This window comes from Streptomyces caelestis, from assembly GCF_001279005.1.
Classification (GTDB): Bacteria; Actinomycetota; Actinomycetes; order Streptomycetales; family Streptomycetaceae; genus Streptomyces; species Streptomyces heliomycini.
Genome location: NZ_LGCN01000269.1, coordinates 1 through 9,256 on the forward strand (window position 1 = coordinate 1; position 9,256 = coordinate 9,256).

8 protein-coding genes are annotated in these 9,256 nt (G+C 74.4%); 3 read left to right on the top strand and 5 right to left on the bottom strand.

Features of this window, described 5'->3' with window-relative positions:
• Nucleotides 1-150: 150 nt before the first annotated feature.
• Nucleotides 151-990 (bottom strand): GntR family transcriptional regulator, encoded by an 840-nt coding sequence (locus tag ADK41_RS37010; RefSeq protein ID WP_030831295.1) that lies wholly within the window; start codon nt 988-990, stop codon nt 151-153.
• Nucleotides 991-1,157: 167 nt separating this feature from the next.
• Between ADK41_RS37010 and ADK41_RS37015 the strand changes: the two genes are divergently transcribed.
• On the top strand, nt 1,158-2,018 hold the full coding sequence (locus ADK41_RS37015) for a (2Fe-2S)-binding protein (protein WP_030831292.1): 861 nt from the start codon (nt 1,158-1,160) through the stop codon (nt 2,016-2,018).
• A gap of 303 nt (nt 2,019-2,321) precedes the next feature.
• On the top strand, nt 2,322-3,365 hold the full coding sequence (locus tag ADK41_RS37020) for a DUF2637 domain-containing protein (RefSeq protein ID WP_030831289.1): 1,044 nt from the start codon (nt 2,322-2,324) through the stop codon (nt 3,363-3,365).
• Nucleotides 3,366-3,402: 37 nt separating this feature from the next.
• Here the strand turns inward: ADK41_RS37020 and ADK41_RS37025 are convergent, their stop codons facing one another.
• Nucleotides 3,403-3,804 (bottom strand): ATP-binding protein, encoded by a 402-nt coding sequence (locus ADK41_RS37025; RefSeq protein WP_030831286.1) that lies wholly within the window; start codon nt 3,802-3,804, stop codon nt 3,403-3,405.
• Between the two features lie 213 nt (nt 3,805-4,017).
• Nucleotides 4,018-4,638: a hypothetical protein gene (locus ADK41_RS37030; protein ID WP_030831283.1), complete on the bottom strand. Its 621-nt coding sequence runs from the start codon at nt 4,636-4,638 to the stop codon at nt 4,018-4,020.
• A gap of 193 nt (nt 4,639-4,831) precedes the next feature.
• Here ADK41_RS37030 and ADK41_RS37035 point away from each other — a divergent pair, with 193 nt between their 5' ends.
• Nucleotides 4,832-6,388 (top strand): transcriptional regulator, encoded by a 1,557-nt coding sequence (locus tag ADK41_RS37035; RefSeq protein ID WP_051843372.1) that lies wholly within the window; start codon nt 4,832-4,834, stop codon nt 6,386-6,388.
• A gap of 6 nt (nt 6,389-6,394) precedes the next feature.
• Here the strand turns inward: ADK41_RS37035 and ADK41_RS37040 are convergent, their stop codons facing one another.
• Nucleotides 6,395-8,137 (bottom strand): pyruvate dehydrogenase, encoded by a 1,743-nt coding sequence (locus tag ADK41_RS37040; protein WP_030831277.1) that lies wholly within the window; start codon nt 8,135-8,137, stop codon nt 6,395-6,397.
• A 66-nt stretch (nt 8,138-8,203) separates the two neighbouring features.
• Nucleotides 8,204-9,256 (bottom strand): protein phosphatase 2C domain-containing protein (locus ADK41_RS37045; RefSeq protein ID WP_053670362.1); only part of this gene is annotated, 1,053 nt, incomplete at its 5' end.

The following is a 9,256-nucleotide window of genomic DNA, read 5'->3' on the forward strand; positions in this document are numbered from 1 at the left end:
TTTGAGGACGAAGCCCGCCCCCTCAGCCCGTCCGGCGTTTGAGGACGAGGCCCGCAGGGCCGACGGGGGTCCGGGGGCGGCAGCCCCCGGGGACGGGAAGGGGCGGCGGGGGCGAGGAAACCCCGGCGGCGGCCCCACGGACCGCCCCGCTCAGACCGCCCCGTTGAAGTGCTCCCCCACCAGCGACCGCACCACGTCCAGATCGCCCGCGATCAACGCGTCCAACAGCGCCGTGTGCTCATGGGCGTCAGCCACCAGCTCCGCCCGCCCGCGACCCCCCGGACCGGAACCGACCAGGGGCCACTGCGCACGACGGTGCAGATCCTCGGTGATCCGGACCAACTGCTCGTTGCCGGCCAGCGCGAGCACCGCCCGGTGAAAGGCACGGTCCGCCTCCGCGTACGTCGCCCGGCACCCGGAGGACGCCGCCCGGACCGTCGCCTCGGCGAGCGGCCGCAGCTCGGCCCAGCGCTCGACGGACACCGTCCGCGCCAGCCGCACCATCACCGGAACCTCGATCAGCGCCCGGATCTCGGCGAGCTCGGCCAGTTCCCGCGCGCCCCGCTCGACGACCCGGAACCCCCGGTTGGGCACGACCTCCACCGCGTCCTCCAGCGCGAGCTGCTGCATGGCCTCCCGCACCGGCGTGGCGGAGACCCCGAACCGCTCCGCCAGCACGGGCGCGGAGTACACCTCGCCGGGCCGCAGGTCACCCGTCACCAGCGCGGTGCGCAGCGCGTCGAGGACCTGTCCGCGCACGGAGGACCGCTGGACGACGGGCCGGGGCCGGGAAGGGGCGGGCTCGCCGTGCGCGTGCTCGCCGTGCGTGTGCTCACCGTCCTCGGCGCGCTCCGGCCGGTCGCACCGGTCACGCCCCCGGCCGGCGTCCGGCCCCGCCGGCTGCGCGGGCACCCGGAACCGGCCCGCGCAGCCGGCGGGGCCGGTCACCGCGTCCCCCGTCGCTGCGGAGCCCTGCGTGCCCTGCTTCACCAGGTCCTCCTGCGGACGTTTCGGTACTTGAGGTCATTACGGCGGGTTGTCGCCTGTGCGTCAAGCACCATAAACGCACGGGGGCGCCCATTCACATCACCACGATGTTCGGTAAGGTGAGCCTTACCTTTATTGCCCTGTTCCTCGAGACGTGAAGGGGTGGTCCCATGCCCGCGCCCGGTTCGGCCGTCGCGGACGCGTACGCCCGCCTGGCGGAGGCGTTCCCCGCCCTGGGCGTCACCGAACTCGGCGTCGGCGAGGCCGCCCCCACGGGCGGCGGCTGGGTCGCCGCGTCGGAGCTCGCCGAGGGCGGGGCCGGGCTGGAGCGGTTCCTCGCCTGGGACGACACCCAGGTGCTGCGGGACTACGGGCAGCAGGGCCGTCCGGACGTGATCGCCAGCTTCGGCCTGCACCGCTACGCCTGGCCCGCCTGCCTGCTGATCACCGTGCCGTGGTTCCTGCACCGCCGCGTGCCGCGCTACCCCGTGACGCACGTCTCGTTCGACCGTACCGCCGCCGGCCTCGCCGTGGGCCGCATGGCGGTGCGGCCCGACGGTTTCGCCTGCCTGCCCGGCGATCCCGCCGCCGCGCTGCCCGGCGCCCGCGTGGTGCCCGACGAGGAGGCACTGCGGGCGGAGGTGCGCGCGGCGGTCGCCCAGCACCTCGAACCCGTGCTGGCCGGTTTCGGCCCCCGGATGCGGCGCCGCGGCCGGGCCCTGTGGGGCATGGCGACCGACGAGATCGTCGAGAGCCTGCGGTACGTCTCCCAGCTGCTCGGCGAGGAGGAGCGGGGGCTGCGGGAGCTGGAGCTGCTGCTGCCGGGCGCGACCGAGCCGTACGTCGGCGCGGCGGCCTTCCGCCGGCCGGCCGGGCCCGGCGGGGAGCCGGCGCCCGCCACCCGGGACCGGGTCAGCTGCTGCATGTTCTACACCCTGCGCCCCGCGGACATCTGCGCCACCTGTCCACGCACCTGCGCCACCGGGCGGACGGCCCGGCGGGCCACCGTCCTGGTCGCGCAGGCCGGTTGACGCCACGTCGGACGACAGCACCCCCGCCCGGCGCGTAAGATCGTCCACCGAGTGCGCCGCAGAGGTCACAGAGGCTTCACGATTCCCCCACCCGTCACGGGAACTTTCCGTGGAACCACCCCTGCGGGTATTCTTATTCGAACTCAACTCCCGCCCCTCACGCGGCAGTTCGAGCAGAACGCCGCCCTGGGCACCCCCCTCGCAGCCCCTTGGCGGCCTCTTGCCCCGAAACCCCCTGAGGGCCGCTGGGATTGGGCCACTATGGCGGGCGTTACGCCCTATCCCAATGCAAGGGACCCCTAGATGAGACTGACCGACATATCGCTGAACTGGCTGCTTCCGGGCGCCGTACTGCTCCTGGGCATGCTGGCGGCGGTGGCGGTGCTGGCGCGCGGGAAGCGCTCCTCGGTCAAGAGCACGAGCGCGGACGACTCGTGGGAGCGCAGCGAGGAGCGCCGCAGGCGCAAGGAGGCCGTCTACGGCACCGTCTCCTACGTCCTGCTGTTCTGCTGTGCCGCGGTGGCCGCCGCACTCTCCTTCCACGGCCTGGTCGGCTTCGGCGAACAGAACCTCGGCCTGTCCGGCGGCTGGCAGTACCTCGTCCCCTTCGGCCTGGACGGCGCGGCGATGTTCTGCTCGGTGCTCGCCGTGCGCGAGGCCAGCCACGGCGACGCGGCCCTCGGCTCGCGGATCCTCGTGTGGACGTTCGCCTTCGCCGCGGCCTGGTTCAACTGGGTGCACGCGCCCCGGGGCCTCGGACACGCGGGCGCCCCGCACTTCTTCGCGGGCATGTCCCTGTCGGCGGCGGTCCTGTTCGACCGTGCGCTGAAGCAGACCCGCCGGGCCGCCCTGCGCGAACAGGGCCTGGTGCCGCGCCCGTTGCCGCAGATCCGTATCGTCCGCTGGCTGCGCGCTCCCCGGGAGACCTACCGGGCCTGGTCGCTGATGCTGCTGGAGGGCGTGCGCAGCCTCGAGGAGGCGGTCGAGGAAGTACGCGAGGACAAGATCCGCAAGGACGAGGCGAAGCAGCGCAGGCGGGACCAGCAGCGCATGGAGCGGGCCCGGCTGAAGGCGATCAGCCGGGGCCACCGCGGCCTCACGGGCCGGGGCGGCGGGCGCGAGCTGGAGGCGCCCGCGGTGGAGCGCGACTCCGACGCGGTCTCCGCGGAGCCTGCCCTACCGGCGACGGAGGCCCTGCCCGTCCGCGCGCGTCCCTCCCTGCAGCCGGTGCGTACCGGCGCTGACCCGAAGACCGTCGACCTCACCGCCGAGGACGACACCCAGGCCCTGCCGCGCCTGGACTCCCTGGAGCGCAAGCTCAAGGACCTGGAGCAGCAGTTCGGCTGACGCCCCGACGCGGCCTGAGAGGTGCGGTCCGCACCTCTCAGGCCGCGTCCGCGTCGAGTTCGAACCAGACGGACTTGCCCACCCGGTGCTTCCTGACGCCCCAGCCGTCGGCGAGGGACTCGACCAGCACCAGACCCCTGCCGTGCGTGCCGTCGTCGATGCTCGGTAATCGCGGCCGGGGCTCCCGGTCCACGAAGTCACGTACCTCGACCCGTAGTCCACGAGGACCGAGGGTGGCCGTCAGGACCGCCTCGTGGTCGGTGTGGACGAGCGCGTTGGTGACGAGCTCGCTGGTGAGCAGTTCCGCGACCACGGAGCGCTCCGACGTCCCCCAGTGCCTGAGCAGTTCCCGCAGCGCCCTGCGGGACTCGGGCACCGCCCGCAGATCCGCCCGCCCCAGCGTGCGCCTCAGCCGGTCCGCCGAAGCCTGACCCTTCATGACCCCCGCCCGCGTGCCGATGTCGATTCCCCCTGTGTTCGAACACCTTCACGGGAATGCTTGCCCGGTCACCCACGCGCCAGTCGTGCCGGACGGCCGCGAACCGTAGTTGGCCGAAGTGCGACGGCCACGTACCGCGCGCGGGGCCGCCCTCCCGGCCCCGTGGGGAGGACGACCCCGGCTTCTCCTGGTAGTCGCGGCGGCCGTGCGGCCTCAGTACAGCTTGTCGACGGCCTTCGTCGTCGTCTTCTCGAACGCGCCCACCGGGGCGTCGTCGAAGTCGCCCATCTGCCCCCAGCCGACGACGGTCACGGTCTTCCCGTCGCGTCCGACGGAGAGCAGATGGACGTCCGTGGCGCCCCAGGAGGTCTCGGTGTGCAGCCCGTGCACCTTCGCGCCCTCTTCGACCGGCAGTTCGCCGTAGTACCGGCCCGTGGCCTCGACGTCCGGGGAGGACTGCTCGATCCGGTCGGCGCAGGTGCGGATCTCCTCGTTCAGCAGGGCGGCCAGCGCCTTGCCCTGGGCGGCGGAGCCCGTGACGACGGTGACCTGTACGGCGCCGGTGTCCAGGTCGGTGTGGAAGACGCGGTGCCGGTAGTCGTACGCGGGCACGCCCTCGCCCAGGCAGTAGGCGAGTTCCGCCGGGAAGCCGTCGGTGACCGGGCCCGCCGTCCAGGCGGACCACGGGTGCGGGGGGAGCTCGGAGGCCGCGAGGAACCGGGGCGGGGCGGCCTTCCGCGGCGCGGCGCCGGCCGGCGCGGTGAGTGCCGTACCGGCGGCGAGGGCGGCGGCGGTGAGAGCCGTGAGGGTGGCGGCGCGGGTGCGCATGGGCATGGATGTCCCCTGTGAGGTGTGCGTGGTGGAATGACGGGACGGTGCGCCGTGGCGGTCCGTCCGGACCGTCGGGGCGGTTCCCGGTGCCAAGAGCATCGGCCGCCTCGGGAGGCGGGCGCAAGCGTCGTCGCCGGTTTCGCCGGCATGGAACCATCCCAGCCCGTCCGACGTGCAGGTACGTGGGGTGCCTGGGATGCCGTCCCGGGGCCCGGTCGGGTCATACGAGTGCGGGGTGGCGGTGTCGGCACAGGACGACGTGGCTGAGTTCGCGGCGCTGCTGCGGGAGCTGAAGGAACGTACGGACCGCAGTTACGGCTCGCTGGCCCGCCGCCTCGGCATGAACACCTCGACGCTGCACCGCTACTGCGCGGGCGGGGCGGTCCCCGTCGACTTCGCGCCCGTGGAGCGCTTCGCCGCCCTGTGCGGCGCGTCGAGGGAGGAACGCATGGACCTCCACCACCGCTGGCTCCGCGCGGTGGAGGCACGCCGGGGCCCGCGCGCGGCACCCGGTTCGGCCGGGGCGGACGCAGCGCCGGTCTCCGGCTCCGGCGAGCGGCGCACCCCGTCGCGGGAACGGGCGGACGGCGGCGCCCCCGCCACCCCGGAAGCAGAACGCGCCACCCCCGGCGAGCCGGCCGACGGGGAGGGCACGCCCGACGCTGTCACCGGTGGGCCGCCGGCCGACGGGCCCGATGCCGCCGACGGCCCGTACGCGGCCGGCGGCCCGGCACGGCGGACCGCCGCACCCCCCGGGCCCGCAGGTCCCCCCTCGGGCGACGGGCACGTGGTGGGCGGGCCGGGGGACGAGGGGTCGGGGCATCGGCGGCCCTGGTACCGGCGGCACAAGCGGGTCGCCGTCGCCCTGGCCGCCGTGTGCGCGTTGCTCGCGACGGCGGGGAGTCTGTCCGCGCTGCCGGACGGGCGGAAACCGTCCGCCGGGCAGGGGCCCGCCACCGCGTCCCCGAGCACGTCCGCCACGACCGGTCCCACCGCGCCGCGCGGTCGCGCCCCCTCACCCACCCCGTCCGCCCCGGGCCCCACGGCGCCGGAGGAACGCCCCGCCTCCCCCGGGCCGGGGCGGAGCGCCTCCGCCCCCGCCGCGGCTTTGGAGGGGCCCGCGCCCGTCGGGGCGCCGCCGCTCGCCTGGTCCGCCGACTCGCAGGCCTGGGCGTACGGGTGCGGCCACGACTACGTCGTGGCCGAGCCGCCGGAGCGGGTCCCGCCGCCGCCGGTCCCGCAGGACGCCGGGACCTGGGCGGCGACGCAGTCGGCCGTGCACGGGGGCGAGACGCTGGTGGAGCTGTCGGTGCAGGGCACGTCCGACACGGCCGTCGTCCTCACCGCGCTGCGCGTCCGCGTGGCCGGCCGCGCCGACCCCGTGCCGGGGAACGCGTACGCCATGGACCAGGGCTGCGGCGGCGCGCTCACCCCGCGGTACTTCGACGTGGACCTGGACAAGGACCGGCCCGTCGCCCGCGCGGTCGCCGGGAACGACGCCGGTACGCCGATCCCGGCCGTGCGGATGCCCTACCGGGTCTCCGCGACCGACCCGGAGGTGCTGCTGGTCACCGCCCGGACCGCGCACTGCGACTGCCGCTGGTACCTGGAGCTGGACTGGTCCTCGCAGGGCCGCACCGGCACGGTCCGCGTCGACGACCGGGGCCGCCCGTTCCGCACCAGCGGCATCGAGGGCCTGCCCCGCTACGCGTACGACACCTCGGCACGCGGCTGGAGCCCTCGGGCGCGGTGAATCCCCCTACGGCCGGGGCACGTTGCGCAGGTTGGAGCGGGCCATCTGGAGCATCCGGCCGACGCCTCCGTCCAGCACGATCTTGGAGGCGGACAGGGCGAAACCGGTCACCATCTCCTTGCTGATCTTCGGCGGGATGGACAGCGCGTTGGGGTCGGTGACGATGTCGACGAGGGCCGGACCCTTGTGCCTAAACGCGGACTTCAGCGCCCCGGCGAGCTCCTTCGGCTTCTCCACCCGTACCCCGTGGGCGCCGCACGCGCGGGCCACGGCGGCGAAGTCGGGGTTCCTCATGGCGGTGCCGTGCGAGGGCAGTCCGGCGACCAGCATCTCCAACTCGACCATGCTCAGAGAGGAGTTGTTGAACAGGACGACCTTCACCGGCAGGTCGTACTGCACCAGGGTGAGGAAGTCCCCCATCATCATGGTGAACCCGCCGTCGCCGGACATCGACACGACCTGCCGGCCGCGGTCGGTGAACTGCGCCCCGATCGCCATCGGCAGCGCGTTCGCCATCGAGCCGTGGGTGAACGAACCGATGATCCGGCGGCGGCCGTTGGGCGAGACGTAGCGGGCGGCCCAGACGTTGCACATCCCGGTGTCGACGGTGAACACCGCGTCGTCGTCGGCGATCTCGTCCAGGACGGCGGCCGCGTACTCGGGGTGGATCGGCACGTGCTTGTCCACCTTGCGGGTGTACGCCTTCACCACCCCCTCCAGCGCGTCCGCGTGCTTCTTCAGCATCCGGTCGAGGAACTTCCGGTTCTCCTTGGTGCGGACCCGCGGCGTCAGACAGCGCAGGGTCTCCTTCACGTCGCCCCACACCGCGAGGTCCAGCTTCGAGCGCCGGCCCAGGTTCTCGGGCCGCACGTCGACCTGGACGATCCGCACGTCGTCGGGAAGAAAAGCGTTGTACGGGAAGTCGGTGCCGAGCAGGATCAGCAGGTCGCACTCGTGGGTGGCCTCGTAGGCGGCGCCGTAGCCGAGCAGTCCGCTCATGCCGACGTCGTACGGGTTGTCGTACTGGATCCATTCCTTGCCGCGCAGGGCGTGCCCGACCGGGGACTTGATCTTCTGGGCGAACTCCATGACCTCGGCGTGCGCGCCCTTCGTGCCGGCGCCGCAGAACAGCGTGACCTTCTCGGCCTCGTCGATCATGTCGACGAGGCGGTCGATCTCGGCGTCGCCGGGGCGGACCGTGGGCCGGGAGGTGACGAGGGCGGTCTCGAGGGGCTTCTCGGGGGCGGCGTGGTCGGCGATGTCACCCGGGAGGGTGACGACGCTGACGCCCGAGCGGCCGACGGCGTGCTGGACGGCCGTCTGGAGCAGCCGGGGCATCTGCTGCGGGCTGGAGATCATCTCGCTGTAGTGGCTGCACTCGCGGAACAGCTGCTCGGGATGGGTCTCCTGGAAGTAGCCGAGACCGATCTCGCTGGACGGGATGTGGGAGGCGAGGGCGAGCACCGGGGCCATGGAACGGTGGGCGTCGTACAGCCCGTTGATGAGGTGGAGGTTGCCGGGTCCGCAGGAGCCGGCGCAGGCGCCCAGTCTGCCGGTGACCTGGGCCTCGGCGCCGGCGGCGAAGGCGGCGGTCTCCTCGTGCCGGACGTGGATCCAGTCGATGGCGGGGTTGCGGCGCACGGCGTCCACGACGGGGTTGAGGCTGTCTCCGACGACGCCGTAGAGGCGTTTGACCCCCGCGCGGGTGAGGATGTCGACGAACTGCTCCGCGATGTTCTGTTTGGCCATGGCTTCCGTCTGCCCCTCGGGTGTCGAAGATGCCTGACGGGTTCCATGAATGCACACCGGGCGCGTTCACGCCTCCCACACCGCGACGGCCGTACGGTCGTCCGCGTACCCCTTGACCCGTACCTGGGTGTCGGCGAGGAACGCGGCGAGGCCGGGCGGTTCGGAGCGGGACCACCGGTCGGCGAGGTGCGCGCGGAGCTCCCGCTCGCCGCGCAGGGGATCCGCGAGGCCGGTGCCGCACATCAGCAGGGTGTCACCCGGGCGGGCCACGGAGGTGCGGAAGCGGAAGGGCTCGCGGGCCGGTTCGGGGGCGGGCTCGTACGGGCTCGGGGGTGTGGGGATGCCCAGGTCCATGGTGAGGCGGTCGCCGCCCGGGGTCTTGGAGGGCGGCGAGCCGAAACCGACCACGGGTTCGCCCCTGGCCTCGGTGCCCTCGGGTTCGATGTCCTGCCACGCGCCGTCCCGCAGCCGGAACAGTCCGCCGGGGCCGACGCCGAAGAAGACCCGGATGCGGCATGCGGGGTCGGCGGGCAGCAGGAGGCAGCGCAGGGCGGCCGCGCGGGCGCCGGGTTGGAGGCCCCGGTCGGCCGCGCCGGCGCGGAGTCCGCCGAGGCTGCGGTCGGTGAGGCGGTGCAGGCCGGACTTGAGGTCGCCGCGCCGGGCGGCCCTGATGTCCTCGACGAGGCGGGCGTGGCTGCGGCCCACCGCCGCGCCGATCCACCGGCAGGCCTCGGCGGCGGCCCGGTGCGCCCCGGGCGCGGTCCGGGCGCCGGTCGCCAGCGCCACGAGGACGAGGGCCCGCTCCCCCGTCCCGAACCGGGCGGTGAGCAGCGCGTCGCGGCGGGGTTCGCCCCGGTAGCGCGCGGAGTCCCCGCGCACGGAGGCGGCGCGCAGGGTGCAGGCGCCGTAGCGGGCCCCGTCCAGCACGGTGTCCGGGACCAGGTCGTCCAGTGCGTCGGGGTCGGCCGGCGGGAGGGCGGTGGGCTCGGGGTCGTAGGTGGGCGGCCGGGACCCCACGTGGGCGCGGGACGGGAGCGGGCCCGGGGGTGGTTCGAGGCGGGAGGGCCGGAGGGCGGAACCGTCCGCGGGCTGCGGGCCCGGTGGGGCCGTGGGGGGCGG

Coding starts and splice junctions, on each gene's coding strand:
- ADK41_RS37015 (WP_030831292.1), top strand. CDS start 1,158: ATGCCCGCGCCCGGTTCGGCCGTCGCGGACGCGTACGCCCGCCTGGCG.
- ADK41_RS37020 (WP_030831289.1), top strand. CDS start 2,322: ATGAGACTGACCGACATATCGCTGAACTGGCTGCTTCCGGGCGCCGTA.
- ADK41_RS37025 (WP_030831286.1), bottom strand. CDS start 3,804: ATGAAGGGTCAGGCTTCGGCGGACCGGCTGAGGCGCACGCTGGGGCGG.
- ADK41_RS37030 (WP_030831283.1), bottom strand. CDS start 4,638: ATGCCCATGCGCACCCGCGCCGCCACCCTCACGGCTCTCACCGCCGCC.
- ADK41_RS37035 (WP_051843372.1), top strand. CDS start 4,832: ATGCCGTCCCGGGGCCCGGTCGGGTCATACGAGTGCGGGGTGGCGGTG.
- ADK41_RS37040 (WP_030831277.1), bottom strand. CDS start 8,137: ATGGCCAAACAGAACATCGCGGAGCAGTTCGTCGACATCCTCACCCGC.